14 protein-coding genes are annotated in these 18711 nt (G+C 60.9%); 5 read left to right on the top strand and 9 right to left on the bottom strand.

The genetic code is table 11. The features are described from left to right. Positions 1 to 64: 64 nt before the first annotated feature. Positions 65 to 634, top strand: coding sequence for a DJ-1/PfpI family protein (locus L085_RS16300; RefSeq protein ID WP_004937978.1), 570 nt, complete (start codon positions 65 to 67; stop codon positions 632 to 634). Between the two features lie 7 nt (positions 635 to 641). On the opposite strand, the gene L085_RS16295 is transcribed toward L085_RS16300, so the two are convergent. The 5 genes from L085_RS16295 to L085_RS16275 all read right to left on the bottom strand — a co-directional run bounded on the left by L085_RS16295 (position 642) and on the right by L085_RS16275 (position 8137). Beyond that, the gene (locus L085_RS16295) at positions 642 to 995 is read right to left on the bottom strand and encodes a DUF1493 family protein (protein ID WP_004937980.1); all 354 of its coding nucleotides are present in this window, start codon (positions 993 to 995) and stop codon (positions 642 to 644) included. Positions 996 to 1150: 155 nt separating this feature from the next. After that, the gene (locus L085_RS16290) at positions 1151 to 2593 is read right to left on the bottom strand and encodes an efflux transporter outer membrane subunit (RefSeq protein ID WP_033645806.1); all 1443 of its coding nucleotides are present in this window, start codon (positions 2591 to 2593) and stop codon (positions 1151 to 1153) included. Position 2594: 1 nt separating this feature from the next. Next, the gene (locus L085_RS16285; protein ID WP_044031216.1) at positions 2595 to 5732 is read right to left on the bottom strand and encodes an efflux RND transporter permease subunit; all 3138 of its coding nucleotides are present in this window, start codon (positions 5730 to 5732) and stop codon (positions 2595 to 2597) included. Position 5733: 1 nt separating this feature from the next. After that, positions 5734 to 6876, bottom strand: coding sequence for an efflux RND transporter periplasmic adaptor subunit (locus L085_RS16280; protein WP_044031215.1), 1143 nt, complete (start codon positions 6874 to 6876; stop codon positions 5734 to 5736). A 124-nt stretch (positions 6877 to 7000) separates the two neighbouring features. After that, positions 7001 to 8137, bottom strand: coding sequence for an MFS transporter (locus tag L085_RS16275; RefSeq protein WP_044031214.1), 1137 nt, complete (start codon positions 8135 to 8137; stop codon positions 7001 to 7003). A 344-nt stretch (positions 8138 to 8481) separates the two neighbouring features. Between L085_RS16275 and L085_RS16270 the strand changes: the two genes are divergently transcribed. Next, positions 8482 to 9531, top strand: a complete 1050-nt coding sequence (locus tag L085_RS16270) for a hypothetical protein (protein WP_004937998.1) — start codon at positions 8482 to 8484, stop codon at positions 9529 to 9531. 92 nt (positions 9532 to 9623) lie between these two features. On the opposite strand, the gene L085_RS16265 is transcribed toward L085_RS16270, so the two are convergent. The 3 genes from L085_RS16265 to L085_RS16255 form a co-directional block, all read right to left on the bottom strand. Beyond that, complete coding sequence (locus tag L085_RS16265; RefSeq protein WP_004938000.1) at positions 9624 to 10370, bottom strand: IclR family transcriptional regulator; 747 nt, start codon at positions 10368 to 10370, stop codon at positions 9624 to 9626. Positions 10371 to 10617: 247 nt separating this feature from the next. Further along, positions 10618 to 11298: a class I SAM-dependent methyltransferase gene (locus L085_RS16260; RefSeq protein WP_021503722.1), complete on the bottom strand. Its 681-nt coding sequence runs from the start codon at positions 11296 to 11298 to the stop codon at positions 10618 to 10620. A 76-nt stretch (positions 11299 to 11374) separates the two neighbouring features. Beyond that, positions 11375 to 12514 (bottom strand): agmatine deiminase family protein, encoded by a 1140-nt coding sequence (locus tag L085_RS16255; protein ID WP_021503723.1) that lies wholly within the window; start codon positions 12512 to 12514, stop codon positions 11375 to 11377. Positions 12515 to 12657: 143 nt separating this feature from the next. Between L085_RS16255 and L085_RS16250 the strand changes: the two genes are divergently transcribed. The 3 genes from L085_RS16250 (at position 12658) to L085_RS16240 (ending at position 17856) form a co-directional block, all read left to right on the top strand. After that, positions 12658 to 13521, top strand: coding sequence for a LysR substrate-binding domain-containing protein (locus tag L085_RS16250; RefSeq protein WP_044031213.1), 864 nt, complete (start codon positions 12658 to 12660; stop codon positions 13519 to 13521). Positions 13522 to 13682: 161 nt separating this feature from the next. After that, positions 13683 to 15356, top strand: a complete 1674-nt coding sequence (gene ggt / locus L085_RS16245) for a gamma-glutamyltransferase (RefSeq protein WP_044031212.1) — start codon at positions 13683 to 13685, stop codon at positions 15354 to 15356. Positions 15357 to 15561: 205 nt separating this feature from the next. Then, complete coding sequence (locus L085_RS16240; protein ID WP_044031211.1) at positions 15562 to 17856, top strand: FdhF/YdeP family oxidoreductase; 2295 nt, start codon at positions 15562 to 15564, stop codon at positions 17854 to 17856. 47 nt (positions 17857 to 17903) lie between these two features. Here the strand turns inward: L085_RS16240 and L085_RS16235 are convergent, their stop codons facing one another. Then, positions 17904 to 18674, bottom strand: coding sequence for a DeoR/GlpR family DNA-binding transcription regulator (locus L085_RS16235; RefSeq protein WP_004938020.1), 771 nt, complete (start codon positions 18672 to 18674; stop codon positions 17904 to 17906). Between the last annotated feature and the right edge of the window lie 37 nt (positions 18675 to 18711).

Here is an 18711-nt window from a genome sequence, read left to right as displayed (position 1 = left end):
GTTCGCATTCCAAGGGGGGCTGGGCTATACCTTAGGCATTCCCCCTCCTGCAGGAGTTGTGATCATGAGCAAGAAAAAGATCCTGATGCTGGTCGGCGACTACGCCGAAGATTACGAAACCATGGTGCCGTTCCAGGCATTGCAGATGATCGGCCATTGGGTGGACGCCGTGTGCCCCGGCAAAGCCGTCGGCGACTATATCCAGACCGCGATCCACGATTTTGACGGCGCGCAGACCTACAGCGAGAAACCCGGCCACCGTTTCACCCTGAACGCCGACTTCGCCGCCGCCAAAGAAGAGCACTACGATGCGCTCTTGATCCCCGGCGGTCGGGCGCCGGAATACCTGCGTCTGAACCCCGACGTGATCGCGCTGGTACAGGCGTTTGACGCCGCGAAAAAACCGATCGCCGCCGTTTGCCACGGTCCGCAGCTGCTGGCGGCGGCCGGAGTGTTGAAAGGCCGCACCTGCAGCGCCTACCCGGCCTGCGCACCGGAGGTGCGGCTCGGCGGCGGTCATTATGCGGAGATCGGCATCGATCAGGCGCACGTCGACGGCAATCTGGTCACCGCCCCGGCCTGGCCGGCGCATCCGCAGTGGCTGGCGAAATTCGCTGAGGTATTGGAGCAGTAATGCGGCGCTAACGGAGCTGCTCGATCAGAAAATGGATGTCGTACAGCCAGCGTTTGGCGCGCGCGGAGCGCACCAGCATAGACACGCACAGCGGCCGGGTGTGTTCTTTACAGGCGGAGGGAGAAAACCAGCGCCCGGTATTGCTCGGCGGCTGGAAATACAGCTCGTGGTTATAGTTGCCGCTGTCGACGCCGAAGGTGTCGAAGTAGCGGCGCATCAGCGTGTTGGAGTCGCTGAACGACAGATTGAGCACGGTGTTAATCTCGGTTTCCGGGGTGATGGCCACGCCCTTCTGCAGCCGCCCTGATGCGTTGAAGGCGGCGATAAGCGCGATGACCTGTTGCTGAATGTCTTCTGCCATGACGACCTCGAGCCGATATGAAGAAAAAGTGAGTGCAATTACCTGTCTGACTCTGCCCGCCGCGGCGAGTTCGGGCCGCCGCGCGGGTTTTCCGTTTCTTTACACTTTCCATAAAAAACGCGCGCAGCCAAACGCCCGGCGCGCGCGGTCGAAGGTTAGCGGCTGAGCGTCGTCTTGTCGGCGATGACGCCATCCCCCTGCCGCTCGGCGGCAACCCCGCCGCCCAACACTTTATACAGGGTCGCCTGATTATCGTACGCCGTCTGCTGCGCGGCGATCAGCGACTGCTGCGCCGTATACAGCGTGCGCTGCGCGTCCAGCACGGTCAGATAGCTGTCCACGCCCTGGCGGTAGCGCAGTTCGGCCAGACGATAATATTGCTGCGCCGCCGCCACATAGCCGGTTTGCGCCGCCAGCTGTTCCCGCAGCGTGGCTTTGCGCGCCAGCGCGTCGGCGGTTTCCTGAAATGCCGTCTGCACCGCTTTCTCATAGGTGGCGACATACAGATCTCTCTGCGCTTTGCTGTAGTTCAGTTGCGACGTGTTATAGCCGCCGCTGAAAATCGGCAGGCTGATGCTCGGGGCGAATGACCAAACGCCCGCGCCGTGGCTGAACAGCGACGAGAGTTCACCGCTGCCCACCCCGCCGCTGGCGGTCAGGCTGATCGACGGGAAGAACGCCGCCCGCGCCGAGCCGATATTGGCGTTGGCGGATTTCAGGTTATGCTCCGCCTGCAGCACGTCCGGCCGCGTCAGCAGAACCTGCGAAGAAACCCCGGCCGGCAGGTCGCGCATGATCCCGCCCAGCGCGTCGATGCCGCCGGGCAGCAGGTTTTCCGGCACGCTTTGCCCCACCGCTAAATCCAGCGCGTTTTTCGCCTGCGCGGCGCTGGTCGCATAGCTGGCGGCGTCCGATCGCGCCTGTTGATAAACGGTCTCCGCCGACGCCACGTCGACCAGCGACGAGATGCCGTGCTGCTGGTTCTTGCGTGTCACCTCCAGCGACCGTTTGGCGCTTTCCATCGTCTGCTGCGCCACCGCCAGATTGCTGCGCTCGGCCGCCACCGCCACCCAGTCGGTGACGATGTCGGCGATCAACGTCAGGCGGGTACTTTTCGCCGCCTCCGAGTTCGCCAGATAGGTTTCGAACGCCGCCCGCGACAGGCTGGCGTTTTTGCCGAACAGATCCAGCTCAAAGGCGCTGACGCCGGCCTGCGCTTCGTAACTCTGGCTGATGGCGGTGGCATTGCCGTTGCCGGTCAGCGAACGCCCGCGGCTGCCGTCGGCGGTGGCGTTGATCGTCGGCAACAGCGCTGCCCGCTGCTCACCGTACAGCGCGCGCGCCGAGGCGATATTGGCGATCGCCTCGCGCAGATCGCGGCTGCTGCTCAGCCCCATCGCCACCACCTGGCGCAGCCTGGCGTCCTGCACATAGTCGCGCCAGGCGACGTCCGGGTAGCTCAACGCCTGCTTGCCGGCGGCCTCGCCCTGCGGCAGGTTGGCGGGCACCGGCGCCGCCGGGCGCTGGTAGTGCGGATCCAGCGACAGACACCCGCTCAGCAGCAGCGGTAAAGTTAACATCATGACTCGTTGCAACACGTTATTCTCCTGCCTGCGACGGCGAGTTGGCGGGCCGACGGGTAAACATGCGTCGCACCAGCACATAAAACAGCGGTACGAAGAAGATCGCCAAGGCGGTGGCGGTGATCGTGCCGCCGATAATGCCGGTGCCGATGGCGATGCGGCTGTTGGCGCCGGCGCCGCTGGATACCGCCAGCGGCAGCACCCCGGCGGTGAACGCCAGCGAGGTCATCAGGATCGGTCGCAGGCGCATGCGCGCCGCGTGGACCGCCGCGCCAATCAGCGTTTCCCCCCGCTGGTGCATCTCCTCGGCGAACTCGACGATCAGAATGGCGTTTTTTGCCGACAAACCGACGATGGTGAGCAGCGCCACCTGGAAGTAGATGTCGTTTTCCAGCCCGCGCAGCGTGATCGCAAGCAGCGAACCGACGATGCCCATCGGCACCACCAACATCACCGCAAACGGAATCGACCAGCTCTCATACAGCGCCGCCAGGCACAGGAACACCACAATGAGCGAAATGGCGTACAGCGACGATGCCTGACCGCTGGTCAGCCGCTCCTGATAGGAGAGCCCGCTCCAGGAATAGCTGCTGCCGGCGGAGAACTTCGCCGCCAGTTTCTCCATCTCGCTCATCGCCGTGCCGGAACTGACGCCGGCGGCGCCCTGCCCGGTGATCTCGAACGACGACAGCCCGTTATAGCGCGACAGGTTTTCCGGGCCGTAGATCCAGTGTGAGGAAGCAAAGGCGGAGAACGGCGTCATGCTGCTGTCGCCCGCCGCGTTGGTGCCGCGCACAAACCATTTGTCGAGATCTTCCGGCTTGGCGCGATACGCTACGTCGCCCTGCATATAGACTTTTTTCACCCGGTTGCGATCGATAAAGTCGTTGACGTAGGTGCTGCCGAACGCGCTGCTGAGCGTGCTGTTGACGTCGCCGGCGCTCAGGCCGAGCGCCTGCAGTTTGCCGCTGTCGATCTCCACCTGCAGCTGCGGCGTGTCCGGCAAGGTGTTGGCGCGCACCGCCAACAGCGACGGATTGCCGGCGGCGGCGGCGACGATCTGATCGCGCATCGCCTGCAGCTCGGCGCGGGTGGTCGCCCCTTTGGCCTGCAGCTCGAAGGTGAAGCCGTCGGACTGACCGAAGCCGTCGATCGCCGGTGGGCTCATGGAAAAGACCTGGGCGTCGCGCAGCGAGGCGAAGTGCGCCATGGCGCGTTTGGCGATGGCGTCGGCGGTGTTTTCGCTGCCGCCGCGCTGGCTCCAGTCTTTGAGGCTGACGAACGCCATGCCGGCGTTTTGCCCGCTGCCGCTGAAGCCGAAACCGTTGATGGTGAAAATGGTGCTGACGTTGGCCTTTTCCTGCTCGAGGAAATAGGCGGTCACCGCCTCGCTCACCGCCGAGGTGCGGGCATTGGTGGCGCCGGCCGGCAAGGTGTACTGCACCATCACCGACCCCTGATCCTCATTGGGCAGGAAACCGGTCGGCAAACGCAGATACATCACGGCGGTGGCGATCAGCAGCAGGCCGTACAGCAGCAGATAGCGCGTCGGCCGGTGGATCACCCCGCCGACCTTGTCGGCGTACTTCTCCTGCAGCCGGTTATAACCGCGGTTGAATTTACCCAGCAGCCCTTTGTCGGTCTGTTCTTCATGCGACGCTTTCAGCAGCGTGGCGCACAGCGCCGGCGCCAGCGTCAACGCCAGCACCACCGACAGCACCATCGAGGAGACGACGGTGATCGAGAACTGGCGGTAGATCACCCCGGTGGAACCACCGAAGAACGCCATCGGCAGAAACACCGCCGACAGCACCAGCGCGATGCCGACCAGTGCGCCGGTGATCTCGCGCATCGATTTCTCCGTCGCCTCGCGCGGCGGCAGCTTATCTTCACGCATCACGCGTTCGACGTTTTCCACCACCACGATGGCGTCGTCCACCAACAGCCCGATCGCCAATACCATGCCGAACAGCGTCAGGGTATTGATCGAGTAGCCGAACGCCGCCAGCACGCCGAAGGTGCCCAGCAACACCACCGGCACGGTGATGGTCGGGATCAGCGTGGTGCGCAGGTTTTGCAGGAACACGAACATCACCACCACTACCAGGACCACCGCTTCGAACAGCGTTTTCACCACCTCCTCGATCGAGATGTTGATGAAGTCGGTGCTGTCTTTCGGATAGGCCACCTTATAACCCTGCGGCATCGCGCTTTGGTATTCCGCCACTTTGGCCTTCACCAGTTTGGCGGTATTGAGCGCGTTGGCGCCCGCCGCCAGCTTGACCGCGATCCCCGCCGCCGGGTGGCCGTTGAGGTGCGCGCTGGCGGAGTAGTCTTCGTTGCCCAGTTCAACCCGCGCCACGTCGCCCAGCCGCACCAGCGCCCCGCTGCTGTCGCTTTTCAGGATGATATTGCGGAACTGTTCCGGCGTTTGCAGCCGCGACTGCGCCTTCACCGTGGCGGTCAGCTGCTGGTCGGCGGCGGCCGGCAGATCGCCTACCTTGCCGGCGGACACCTGGGTGTTTTGCGCCTCGATCGCCGTCTGCACGTCGGAAGGCATCAGCGCATAGCTCGCCAGCCTGGTCGGATCCAGCCAGATGCGCATCGCGTATTCCGAGCCGAATACCTGCACGTCCCCCACGCCCTCGATGCGCGACAGCGGATCCTGCAGGTTGCTGACCAGATAGTCGGAAATGTCGGCCATTGTCGCCTTGTCGGTCTCGTCATACAGCCCGACGATCAGCAGAAAGCTGCTCTGGGATTTCTTGACCGTCACGCCTTGGGCGGTGACCGCGCTCGGCAAGCGGCTTTCCGCCTGCTGAACTTTGTTTTGCACCTGCACCTGCGCGATATCCGGATCGGTGCCCTGATCAAAGGTGACGTCGATGCTGACCGAGCCGCTGGAGCTGCTGGTCGAAGAGAAATACAGCAGGCCATCCAGCCCGGTGAGCTGCTGCTCTATCACCTGGGTGACGCTGTTTTCCAGCGTTTCCGCGTCCGCGCCCGGGTAGGTGGCGGAGATGGAAATCTGCGGCGGTGACACGTCCGGGTACTGCGAGATGGGCAACGAATTGATCGACATCAGGCCGCACAGCATGATGATGATGGCGATCACCCAGGCGAACACCGGCCGCCGGATAAAGAACTGCGCCATATCACTGCTCCCCGCGTTGGTTTTTGTCGACCGAGACTTCAACCGGTTTCACTGCGGCGCCGATCGTCACCTTGCTGGTGCCTTCGACGATCAGGCGATCGCCTTCGTTCAGCCCGCTGCCGATCAGCCAGTTGCTGCCCACCACCCGTTCGGCGCTGACGGTGCGCTGCGCCACTTTGTTTTGCTCGTCGACCACCAACGCGGTGGCTTCGCCCTTGGCGTTGCGGGTGATGCCCTGCTGCGGCGCCAGAATGGCTTTGGGATCGACGCCGTTATCCACCGTGGCGTGGATATACATGCCGGGCAACAGCTCATGTTCGGGGTTGGGGAACACCGCGCGCAGCGTGACCGAACCGGTGGCCTCATCCACCGCCACCTCGGTCAGCTCCAGCTTGCCGGGGTGGGCATAAGACGTGCCGTCCTCCAGCTTGATGGCGACCGGCGTGACCGCGCCGCGCTGTAACGCCGCCTGCTGGCGCCGCAGTTTAAGCAGCTGGGCGCTGGACTGGGTAAGGTCGACATAGATAGGATCCAGCGCGCGGATGGTGGTCAACGCATCGCTTTGGCCGGCGGTCACCAACGCGCCCGGCGTCACCGACGAAATACCGATGCGCCCGGCGATCGGCGCACGCACCTGGGTATAGCCGAGATTGATGCGCGCCGTCTCCAGCGCCGCCTGGTACTGCGCCACCGACGCCACGGCCTGCAGATACGCGGCTTTGGCGTCGTCTGCGTCCTGTTTGGAAACGCCGTTTTCTTTCACCAACGCCGCATAGCGCTGCGATTTGAGCCGGGTGGATTGCACCGTAGCCTGGGCGTTTTTCAACTGGGCGGCGGCCTGATCGTAGCTGGCCTGATAGCTGGCGGGGTCAATTTGATACAATACCTGCCCGGCTTTCACCTCGGCCCCTTCGGTAAACAGCCGCTGCTTGATGATACCGTCGACCTGCGGCCTCACGTCGGAGGTCATGGTGGCGTTGACCCGGCCGGTCAACTCGCTGCTCAGGGTCACTGACTGGCCGCGCAGCGTGACCACGCCGACCTCCCGCTCACCGCCCGCTCCCGCCGGCGCGCCGGCGTTTTGCCCATCGCAGCCGGCCAGCAACAGCGACAGCCCCAGCGCTAAAAGCGTTTTCCTCTGCATTGCAATACGATCCTATTGAGAATGACTATTCTCAATATATCGAATGCCGCAATGCGCTTCTGAAAGGGTTGCGTAAGGATTGCGTAAAATCTTTTCGGGCTGGAAAACGCGCAGCGCGGTGGGTTTACCCTAATCTGCGCGCAAGCGTCAGCGCCAAAACCGTGGCGATGCTGATACCCGCCGCTCCCAGGAAAACGGCGGATGAGCTGCCGGGAATGAACGCCATAAAGGATGACAAGAACTGGCCGGAGAAAATCGCCATCGATAAATAGGCCAGATTTCGCCCCCGGGTGCGGGGGGAACTTTGTTCTACGGTCATATGATTAACCAACGGCACCGAGAAGCCGAACCCGCATCCCATCAGAATGCCGCCGGCAACAAATGCCGCAGTGCCGTGCGCAGAGGCGAAGAGCAGATGCGCTGCGGCATAACAGACAAACGCCGCGCCAAGCGCGCCGTTTTCTCTGAGTAAAGCCACCAACCTGGGCATCAGCGCGGCGGCAAAAACGGCGATAAGCGAGATAAACGACAGGAAGTATCCCGTTTTCGCCGCCCCGATATTCATGTGGTGGAAATGCTGCGGGATGACAATGATCCCGGTGAAGAAGCAGATCATGGAAAGCACAGCGGAAAAATAGACCGCGGTTAATCTGCCGGCGCCGGTGGAAATGGCATCACCGCGCTGAACGTTGTCTGATTCACCCACATCGGACTGGGGTTTGGGCACAAACAGCAACTGCATTGCCAGCAACACCCAGGCGACAAGATACAACAGGAAGGGCCAGCGCCAGCCGAGCGTCGCCAACAGTCCGCCGATAAACAGAAAGATGACGCCGCCCAGCTCGATCGACATGCCTTGCGAAGCGATCATTTTCAAGCGCGCCTGCCCACTGTAAAAAGCAGAAATCAGACCGGTGCCGGCTGACATCACGATCGCCGTGGCGCCGCCAAGCAGCAGGCGGTCGAGCATCACCGGCCAAAAGCCGCGAAGCAACAGCCCCCCCGCACCAAGCAGGCCATACAACAACAGCCCCCAGCTGAGCGCCGCGTAAGCGCCCGCCCTGTCAATAAAACGTCCGGCGAAGGGGCCAAATATCACCACGCCCAACGACGGCACGGTGACCAGCCAACTGGCCGCGGAAGGCGTGCCCAACTGGCTCGCGATCTCCGTCAAACCGGGAACGATCACGCAACCGACCATGATCGTCAGACAGGCCACGGCCAAGAGCGTAAACGCCGCCATTTTTCTTAATTCACGCATAGAGTGCCTCACTGAAATATCCGATATATGGATATAGTATCCACAATTCGGACGGCATTCTTGAGGCTTCTGCCCAACATGTCAACGCGCGAACTGTAAATCGAATGTCAATCCTACCCTGCCAACGTCGGCAACCCCTCAGTTATTACCTGCAATGGCTGGCAGGCGCTTTTTGGCAATCCATGCGCTTTGTCACTCAATGAGCGTTGACATCGCCCACATCCAGCAACAGAATAATAACCATTATACGGATGAATGATCCATCATGCGGATAGTTCAGAATCAATATCAACCACACCACATCTCGCCGCCGTCAAGTCGGCGACAACCTAAGTGAGGATCTCATGAGTAAAGAAATTTCACGTCGTAATATCATCAAACGCATTCCGCTGTTGGCTGGCGGCGCCTTGCTTTCTCAATCCCTGCTGTCTTCCGCCATGGCGGCGCCATCATCCGCCCTACCGGCGGCGACGCGGAAAGGCGCGTTTACTGATGCGGGCGCATCGCTCGATAAGTCATTGATTTCCTACTATCAGGTGCCGATGCAGAAACGCTTGAAGATCAATGAGAAAGGCATTCAGGGCAAGCCCTATGCCGAGTTCTTCGACAGCAATCTGGATGCGCCCGTAGAGATGATCCGCGCGCTGGAACAGGGGCCGTTGGCAAAAGAACACATTCTTCAACCCACGAAAGCGGGCCTGAAAACCCTATTGGAACGTTTTGACGAGTTTCCGGTATCGGGTTACGCCGTCGTTGAGGATGGCGGCCCCTGCGCCTATGCGCAAAGCCGCCATATTTTTCCGGGCGTGACCACGGAGATGTTCAAGTGGTGGTTCTGCTGGCACCCGATCGAGAGCGAACGCTATTATCTGTGGTTCCCGCATGCTCATATCCACAACTCGGTTGTCGATCCCAAGCGTTTGGCGGATACCCGTCTGTCCTACGCTGAGCGGCTGTACGGCAACCCGAACCACATTACCGAGTACATTGGCGATAACTATCTTGACGGCGTTATCCATTTTAATGCGCCGGAAAGCTTCGGCGTCGAGAGCGAGTTGCTCAAAAAGCATCGCTTTACCTTTAACGCCAGCGGCATCATCACGCCTTATGATGCGCAATCAACGCCGCTGGTGCTGATGATTCATCTGGGACGCGACACGCCGCAAGGGATGGAAATGGTCAACCGTTACTGGATCGGCACGCATGAATCCTGGGATAGATTCGACAAGTTCCCGGACGGCGGAAAACGCTCGCGCGAATACATCGCAAAAGCGGGGATGACGAAAGCGTCGCTGGAAGGCTTTGCCTATGAAATGGCCGTCCACGATATGACGGAGTTTTCTTCGCTCGGCCGTTTCCTGCCTGAAATTTATGCCCGGTTCGGCAACAGCTGACTGCCGCCTTCCCCTCGCCAACGCAGCGCCGGGGGCGAGGCATGCTTGCCCATGCGGCGTTTAGCGCCTGCCGGGCCAAACGCCCCGGCTTGTTATGCCAGCATCGCCTCGATTTCCGCTTTGCACTGCATCAGCGAACCGAGCAGATGGTCAAACTTTTCCTCGAAACGCATGGCCGGAACCGCAATGGATATGGCGTAAAGCTCGTTGACGCCGATATTGAGGTAAACGCCGACGCCGCAGACGCCCCGAGCGTGCTCTTCGCGATCGATGGCGTAACGACGGATCCTGGTCTCCCGAATGTCCTCCAGAACGGATGAGACGGTTCTGAGGGTGTTATCCGTTCTGACATCCGGCTGGCCGCCGAGCAGATCCGCAATTTTTTCGTCAGGCAGCTCGGCCAGAATGGCTTTGCCATGCGCCGTGCAGTGGCACGGAAAGGCGGTGCCAACGGCTGATACGACGCGAAGTTCCTGATCGGAAACAAACTGGCCTACCGATACCGCGTGGCTGCCGCGGTAAACGCACAAATCGACGGTTTCACGCGTGCGGCGGCCAAGCGTTTCCATCGCCGGTTTTGCAAGGGTGATCACATCCGTATGCGCGGAAGCCGCCAGGCGGGCGAGCGCCGGCCCTAATTGAACGCCGCCGCTGCCCATGATGAGCAGCTGTTGCGATTCAAGCGAGGTGACCAAACGGTGTACGGTGGTGCGTGGCAGCCCCGTTTCCCGGGACAATTGAGAGATGGTCATGCCCTTCGGTTGAGTTTCCAGCGCCCGCAGCAGGGTGGCGGCCCGGGCAATCACCTGTGAGCCGCTGTTATCCGCGTCATTACTCATCGTGATGTTCCACATTGAATGGGGTCAGGGACGAAAGAATATCACAGGTTGTCCACATATTGGATAGGTGGACAAGATCCATGGAAAATCCCCCGCCTACCTGCCTCATCACAGATACCAGGATTTTTTAGAGCAACACCGTGAGATAAAAGCAATAGCTCCCCCCATGATATTCAGGATGGCCGTCTGCCCATGTTTCATCATCGCGCAGGCGCCTACGCCAACAGCCTCGCGTACCTACGGCTTTTTACGGCTTCGCCAATCTGAACACCGTTTTGGTGTGCCAATAGTAGTCGATCGCCGCCGCGATATTCGGCATCCAACCGTCCGGCTCATAGGGCACGAAGCCGGAAAAACCCAGCCTGCGGGCAGAGACCTGGAACCCCGCGCCGGAGAAAATGCGCGCATAGTCGTCCAGCGAGCGATCCTGCACCACGGTATGCGTCTGTTCAGCGACCCTTGCGCGCCATTGCGGCCACAGCGGGTTGTCGGTGTGGCAACCGGTCACCGCATAGTAAACGCCGCCCGGTTTCAGCGCTCGCAGCATATCGGCGGCATGCTGCGCGATATCTTCGATCAGGTAGATGACTTCATGGCTGAAGGCGATATCGAAATGGTCATCCCAGCCTGTCAGCCGCGTGTCGGTTTGATAATCGATCGGCAGGTTTCCTTTCAGGCGATTGGCGTGTTCGACGGACTGGCGGGCGATATCGACGCCGAGCCCTTCACGAAATGGCCGGATTTGGTGCAACAGACGCAGAAAACCGCCCTGATTGCAGCCGAAGTCCAGCACTCTGACGCCGGACAGTTCGTGTTCCGGCACCAGAGTTAGCAGATGCCGCCAGATAGGCGCATGGCCTTCGGCCATGGCCTGCTCTGCGTGCGGATCGCGATACCAGGTGGGAATGCTCAAGGATGAGTCGTTCATGATGGCCTCCTTATGTTTCCACTCAGCCAACCACAGCCTATGGTGACAAACAACCGTGCGCGCATTTTTTGAACATTCACTGCTCTGGTTTGCCATGCACCGGCAGCTGGCTGGTCACGCAGTGAATGCCGCCGCCGCCGGCCGCGATGGCGTCGATCTCCAACTGCACCACCTTGCGCTGCGGATAGAGCGCCGTCAGCAGCTCAAACGCCGCTTTATCCGCCTGCGGATCGCCAAACTCAGGGGCGATCACCGCGCCGTTGATCACGAAATAGTTGATGTAGCCCGCCGCAAAATCGGGATTGTGGCGGCTGAAACGACTGTCGCGCGGCGCCAGCGGCGGCGAAAGCGTATGCACCTGCAGCTTGCGGCCGTCGGCGTCGGTCGCTGCCTTGAGGATCGCCAGATGCGCCTGGGTAACCGCATGATCATAAGAGGCCGGATCGGTGTCCAGGTTGGCCACCACCACGCCCGGCCGCACGAAACGGGCATAAAAATCGACGTGGGCATCGGTGATGTCCCGGCCTTTAATGCCCGGCAGCCAGATAATTTTGCGTAGGCCGAGCATCGCCTTCAGCTCCTGCTCCACCCGATCGCGGTTCCAGCCTGGATTACGGTTTGCATTCACCCAACTGCTCTCGGTCATGATGCCGGTGCCGCGCCCATCCACCTCAATGCCGCCGCCTTCCCCCACCAGCGCGCTGCGGCGCGGCTGAGCGACACCGTATTTTTTGGCGGCGAACGCCGCCAGACGCGCATCCTTGGCATGCTGCTGCTTATCGCCCCAGCCGTTGAAGTTGAAATCCACCGCGCCCAGCGCACCGGCGTCGTTGATGACGAAATTGGCGCCAATGTCACGCATCCAGATGTCATCCAGCTCGGTGACGACATAGCTGACGTTCTGACTGCCGCAGGTGGCCTCCGCCAGCTGCCGTTCGTGCGCGCGGCAAAATACCGTCAGCGGCTGAAACTCGGCGATGGCGCGGGCGATGCGCCCCTGCGCTGCCTGCACGTCCGCCGTGAACCCGCCCCAGATAGCCTTCTGGGCGCCGAAGGCGAGAAACGCCCGCAGCTGAGGTTCCCCTTCGTCGGGCATCCGCCAGGCCGGATTAAGCGCAGCTTCTGCGTGACCGCGTAATGGAAAGCCCAACGATGCCGTCAAGCCGACGCCGGCCACCGCCGAAAGCTGCTTGATGAAGGTGCGACGCGATGACATAAACGACCTCTTTTAATTAATTTAAATTCAAATGGTTAACCGAATTCTTCACTCTCCGGCATTTGAATCCCATGCTAGTCTTCCCCTGCCACCGCGACAAACGATATATTTAGTGGATATCTGATTAGACAGGCTTATCGATAATGTTAAAACACTGGCCCCCTTTGAGCGCACTGCGCGGTTTCGAAGCGGCGGCGCGCCTGGGCAGTTTTCATCAGGCCGCCGAAGAATTGCACCTGACCCAGTCGGCCATCAGCCAACAGATCCGCAGCCTCGAGGCGTTTTTGGAACAGCCGCTGTTCTTCCGCACCGGCCGCAGCGTAACGCTGACCGACGCCGGCCACGATCTGTTCAGCACCGCGCAGGTGATGCTGCAACAGTTGGCCGTCGGCATTCGCCGTTTGGATCAGTACCGCAAACCCAATCAGCTGATCGTCAACACCACCCCGGCCTTTGCCCGCCACTGGCTCGCGCCGCGGCTGGGCGAGTTCAATCAGCGGCATCCGCAGATCGATCTGTGGCTGTTCACCAGCTTTGAACCGCCGGATATGGCGACGAACAGCATCGATCTGGCGATCCGCGACGATCTCAGCGCGCAGGCGGACTGCACCTTTAACGTTCTCTGTACCGACCGGCTCTATCCCGCCTGCCACCCCAGCCTATTGGTGCTGGCGCCGGAGCAGCGCGTGACCTTGCATGGCGAACGCGAGATGGACTGGAGCCACTGGACGGTGGCGGGCGGCGCGCACGTCGGCCAACGCGACAGCGGGCTGAACTTCTCCGATCCTGGTCTGCTGCTGGACGCCGCCTGCAACGGCCTCGGCATCGCGTTGGTCAGCCAACTGCTGGCGCAACACGCGCGCGACGTCGGGCTGCTGCAACCGTTAACCGAGCAACGCGTGCGCGGCGCCAACTGGGCGTGGCTGCTGCACCGCGACAGCGAACATAATCCGCTCGCCCGGCACTTCTGCCAATGGCTGCAGTCGGCGCTGCCCGCCGGCGCATAACGCGCCACATCACGATTTGCTACTCTGGTCAGGCGGCCCCGCCTGACCGCTGCTACCTTCAATAAAGCGCCGCAACAGCCCGAAGAAAACGCGCTAACCTGCTGTTTCAAAATAATTAGTTGAATTCACCTGATAACTGAACATCGCTAAAAGGATCTTCTATGTCTGCCGGTTTATTGAAAACGATAGCGCTGAGCGTGACCCTTGTTTGCTCCCTTCCCGCCGCCTGTGCCGCCGATCTGACCGCCGGCGCGGTCGCCGCTCCGGATCAGTATGGCGCAAAAGTCGCCGCGCACATTCTGCAGGCCGGCGGCAACGCGGTCGATGCGGCGGTCGCCACCGCCTTTACCCTGGCGGTGACCTACCCTGAAGCCGGCAATATCGGCGGCGGCGGCTTTATGACGCTGTACGTCGACGGCAAGCCCTATTTTCTCGACTACCGCGAAGTGGCGCCCAAGGCCGCCGGCAAAACTATGTATCTGAACGAGAAAGGTGAAGTGATCGAAAATCTCAGCCTGGTGGGCAGCCGCGCCGCCGGCGTGCCGGGCACCGTGCTGGGATTGTGGGAAGCCCATAAACGCTTCGGCAAACTGCCCTGGGCCGAGCTGCTGACGCCGGCGATCGGTTACGCCCGGCAAGGTTTCACCGTAGCGGATCAGCAGTATCAGTACCGTGAAGACGCCAACAAGCTGTTCGCCGGTAAAACCAACTTCGGCGACTATTTCGGCGCCATGAAGCCCGGCACGGTGTTCAAACAGCCGGAGCTGGCCGCCACCCTTGAGCGCATCGCCAAATCGGGCGCCGACGATTTTTATCACGGCGAAACCGCCCGCCTGCTGGTGGCGCAAATGCAGCGCGACAACGGGCTGATCGGCGCGGCGGATCTGGCCGACTACCGGGTGAAATGGCGCGAACCGATGCGCATCAGCTGGCGCGGCAACACCGTGTATACCGCCCCGCTGCCCAGCTCCGGCGGCATCGCGCTGGCGCAGCTGCTGGGGATAAAAGAAGATCGCGCCGCCGACTTCAAGGGCGTGCCGCTGAACTCGGCGCGCTATATCCACCTGTTGGCGGAGATCGAAAAACGCGTGTTCGCCGATCGCGCCGACTACCTCGGCGATCCGGATTTCACTAACGTGCCGGAAGCGCAGTTGATCGCCCCTGATTACCTGCAAAAACGCGCCGCCGAGATCAATCCGCAGGCGATCTCACCGACCGAGCAGGTACGGCCGGGGCTGGAAACCCACCAAACCACCCATTTCTCGATCGTCGATGCCGCCGGCAACGCCGTCAGCAACACCTATACGCTCAACTGGGACTTCGGCAGCGGCGTGGTGGTCAAAGGCGCCGGCTTCCTGCTCAACGACGAGATGGATGACTTCAGCGCCAAACCGGGCGTCGCCAATGCCTTTGGCGTGGTGGGCAGCGACGCCAACGCCATCGAGCCGGGCAAACGCATGCTCTCCTCGATGAGCCCGACCATCATCACCCGCGACGGCGACGTCACCCTGGTGATCGGCACCCCGGGCGGTTCGCGCATCTTCACCTCGATCTTCCAGGTGATCAACAACCTCTACGATTACCACCTGCCGCTGGCGCAGGCGGTGGCCGCCCAGCGCGTACACCATCAGCTGTTGCCGAAAGACACCGTCTACTATGACAGCTTTGCGCCGCTGACCGGCAAACCGGCGGACGAGCTGAAGGCCATGGGCTACACCCTCGAAGACCAGGGCTGGAACATGGGGGATATTCAGGTCATCCGCATCGATGGCCGCACGCCGGAAACCGCGTCCGATCCGCGCGGCCGCGGCGTGGGCCTGGTAGTGAAGAAGTAACGCCCCGGCGGCCCGCCTCAGGTTAGACGGGCCGCTACTTCCCCGCATTGACTGCCGCTGCGCCCTTTCTTACTCATCTATACTGAAGCGACAGGCTCGCGTTTGACGACGGCGGCGTCTGCCTTCCTTCTTAGACAATAACGATAATATTAATTTTAAATCAATCACCTGCATTTATCGTAAGCGGTGTCGGAGGCAATCAACAATGGCGAAAAGACGAGCAGTACCCGGTGTTCATCCCTACGATGGGCCCGCCGGCGGTTGGGGCGCGCTGAAAGCGACGGCCATCGCCGTGCGCACACAGATGGATACCCTGGAAGCGCCGGTGACGCTGATGCGTACCAACCAGCCCGACGGGTTTGACTGCCCGGGATGTGCGTGGCCGGATAAAGAGCATCGCTCCACCTTTCAGTTTTGCGAAAACGGCGCCAAAGCCGTGACCTGGGAAGCGACCAGCAAGCGCGTGACCCCTGAATTCCTGGCGCAAAATACCGTGACCTCACTGCTGCAAAAAACCGATTATCAGTTGGAGGACTACGGCCGTCTGACCACGCCCCTGTTTTATGACGCCGGGACGGACACCCTGCGCCCGCTGGCCTGGGACGAGGCGTTCCAACGCATCGCCGCCGTCTTGCAGACGCTGCCGCCGGAACAGGTGGAATTTTATACCTCCGGCCGGGCGTCCAATGAAGCGGCCTACCTGTTCCAGCTGTTTGCGCGTGAATTTGGCAGCAATAACTTTCCCGACTGCTCCAACATGTGCCATGAGCCGACCAGCGTTGGCCTGCCGCAGTCGATCGGCATCGGCAAAGGCACTGTCTCGCTGGACGACTTTGACAGCGCGGAGCTGGTTATTTCCATCGGGCACAACCCGGGCACCAACCACCCGCGCATGATGGGCACGCTGCATGAGCTGGCGCGCAAAAAAGTGCCGATCATTGTGTTTAACCCGCTGCGCGAGCGGGCGCTCGAACGTTTCACCGATCCGCAAAACGTCATCGAAATGGCGACCTACAGTTCGACCCCGATCGCTTCAACCTACTATCAGGTCAAAGCCGGCGGCGATGCCGCGGCGCTCAAAGGCATCGCCAAAGCGTTGCTGCAGTTGGATGATGAGCATGGCAATGCGCTGGATCACGCCTTTATTGCCGAGCACACTGAAGGGTTTACGGCTTTCGACGCCGATCTGCGGGCCACCCGTTGGGAAGCCATTGAGGCGGAAAGCGGTCTGACGCGTCAGGATCTGGAACAGGTCGCCGCCGCTTACGCGAAATCCAACGCCACCATCGTGACCTACGGCATGGGCATTACGCAGCACAATAAAGGGACGGCCAACGTGCGCCTGATCGCTGACCTGCTGCTGCTGCGCGGCAACATTGGCAAACCGGGCGCCGGCATTTGCCCGCTGCGCGGCCACTCTAACGTGCAGGGCAACCGCACCGTCGGCATCACCGAAAAACCCTCGGCCGAATTTTTGGCGAAGCTGGAAACGGTGTTTGGCTTCACGCCGCCCAAAGCCCACGGTCACGATGCCGTGAAATGCATGCAGGCGATGATCGACGGCGCTTCGAAAGCGTTGATTTGCCTGGGCGGCAACTTCGCCGTGGCGCTGCCGGACCCCGAGCAGAGCTTCCCGGCGATGAAAGCGTTGGAGTTAAGCGTGCATATCGGCACCAAACTCAATCGCAGCCATCTGTTGGTGGCGAAAGAAACTCTCATTCTGCCCTGCCTGGGCCGTACCGAGCTGGATCTGCAGGCCGGCGGACGGCAATCGGTGACGGTGGAGGATTCGATGTCGATGGTGCATGCCTCGTCCGGCAAATTAAAACCGGCGTCGGAACTCCTGCGTTCGGAACCCGCCATTGTGGCCGGCATGGCCAAAACGGTGATGCCCGCCAGCAAGGTGCCCTGGGATGAGTTGGTCGAGGATTACGACGTGATCCGCGATCTGATCGAAAAAACCATCCCCGGCTTCGACAATTACAACGCGCGCATTCGCCAACCCGGCGGTTTTCGCATGCCATTGCCGCCGACAGAACGCCAGTGGCCGACGGCGACGGGCAAAGCGATGTTTTCGGTGTTCAGCGGGTTGCACGAAGACCAGATTGCGGCGGAACAAAATACGCTGCGGCTGATCACCCTGCGCAGCCACGATCAGTACAACACCACCATCTATGCCCTGGATGACCGCTATCGCGGGGTTTTCGGCAGGCGCGATGTGCTGTTTATGAATGACAGCGATCTGCAACGTTTGGGGCTGGAGCATGGCGACGTGGTCGACCTGGAAACGGCGCTGCCCGGCAGCACCCAGCGCCTGGAAGGCATCACGGTGATCGCCTACAACATCTCGGCCGGATCGGTCGGCGCCTACTACCCGGAAGCCAACGTGCTGGTGCCGCTGCATTACATCGATGAGGAGAGCGGTACGCCTTCGTACAAATCGGTGCCAATCCGCGTGAAGCTAAGATCCAAAGAGGTGCGCGCGGTCGATATCGCCTGACGGAAGCGGTTTGAGCCTTTCTCCGCATGGAGAAAGGCTTCTCCCCTTTATACCTGCGCCACCAACACATTAACGTTGGCGGGGAAAACCAATCCTTCCAATGCATTACCGCTGTCGGAGGTCACCAGATAATCGACCTCGGGCCATTTGGCCACCAGCGTCATCGCATGCCCGCGCAGCTTGTTTTCGTCGGCCAGCACAATGCACTTGCGGCTCTGCGCAATCATTTTGCGCGCGATGGCCGCCTCATTGACGTTTTGATCCATCACCCCGGTCTGCACATTAACCGCACCGGCGCCGATAATGGCGTAATCGGCGAAAAACGCTTCGATATTATTCAACGCGATCGCGCCCAGGCACGCCATTTTGGAGTCGATGAACTGCCCGCCGATCAGCACCACGTCGATGGAGTCATTTTCCAGACAGACGTTGGCGATCAGCGGCGAGTTGGTGATGACCGTCAACTGATCCACCGTCGCCAACTGCCGAGCGAACTCCAGCGTGGTGGAGCCGAAATCCACGAACACCGTATCGCCCGGTTGGATCAGCGTCACCGCTTTCTCCGCGATGGCGCGCTTCTCAGCCTCGGCGATTTTGGCCCGCTCATTGAATTCATGCTCGAACTTGAACTGGCTGCTGACCGCGCCACCGTGGATCTTCTTGATCAGCCGATAGTCTTCCAGCTTGTTCAGATCGCGCCGAATGGTTTCCTGCGAAACCTGGAATTTATCCGCCAGCTCATTCACGTAAACCCGGCCATTGGCCTGGATCAGCGCCAGTATTTCATTGCGCCTTTCCACGGAATTAGAGATATCCATTCACATTACACTCGCTGCCTTAAGTAAGAGTGACTGC

The sequence above is a fragment of the Serratia sp. FS14 genome, from assembly GCF_000695995.1.
Classification (GTDB): domain Bacteria; phylum Pseudomonadota; class Gammaproteobacteria; order Enterobacterales; family Enterobacteriaceae; genus Serratia; species Serratia nematodiphila.
This window is presented reverse-complemented; position numbering and strand designations above follow the sequence as displayed.

Bases quoted from the DNA above. Each gene is read 5' to 3' on its own strand.
- L085_RS16300 (WP_004937978.1), top strand. From the start codon at position 65: ATGAGCAAGAAAAAGATCCTGATGCTGGTCGGCGACTACGCCGAAGAT.
- L085_RS16295 (WP_004937980.1), bottom strand. From the start codon at position 995: ATGGCAGAAGACATTCAGCAACAGGTCATCGCGCTTATCGCCGCCTTC.
- L085_RS16285 (WP_044031216.1), bottom strand. From the start codon at position 5,732: ATGGCGCAGTTCTTTATCCGGCGGCCGGTGTTCGCCTGGGTGATCGCC.
- L085_RS16280 (WP_044031215.1), bottom strand. From the start codon at position 6,876: ATGCAGAGGAAAACGCTTTTAGCGCTGGGGCTGTCGCTGTTGCTGGCC.
- L085_RS16275 (WP_044031214.1), bottom strand. From the start codon at position 8,137: ATGCGTGAATTAAGAAAAATGGCGGCGTTTACGCTCTTGGCCGTGGCC.
- L085_RS16270 (WP_004937998.1), top strand. From the start codon at position 8,482: ATGAGTAAAGAAATTTCACGTCGTAATATCATCAAACGCATTCCGCTG.
- L085_RS16265 (WP_004938000.1), bottom strand. From the start codon at position 10,370: ATGAGTAATGACGCGGATAACAGCGGCTCACAGGTGATTGCCCGGGCC.
- L085_RS16260 (WP_021503722.1), bottom strand. From the start codon at position 11,298: ATGAACGACTCATCCTTGAGCATTCCCACCTGGTATCGCGATCCGCAC.
- L085_RS16255 (WP_021503723.1), bottom strand. From the start codon at position 12,514: ATGTCATCGCGTCGCACCTTCATCAAGCAGCTTTCGGCGGTGGCCGGC.
- L085_RS16250 (WP_044031213.1), top strand. From the start codon at position 12,658: ATGTTAAAACACTGGCCCCCTTTGAGCGCACTGCGCGGTTTCGAAGCG.
- ggt (WP_044031212.1), top strand. From the start codon at position 13,683: ATGTCTGCCGGTTTATTGAAAACGATAGCGCTGAGCGTGACCCTTGTT.
- L085_RS16240 (WP_044031211.1), top strand. From the start codon at position 15,562: ATGGCGAAAAGACGAGCAGTACCCGGTGTTCATCCCTACGATGGGCCC.
- L085_RS16235 (WP_004938020.1), bottom strand. From the start codon at position 18,674: ATGGATATCTCTAATTCCGTGGAAAGGCGCAATGAAATACTGGCGCTG.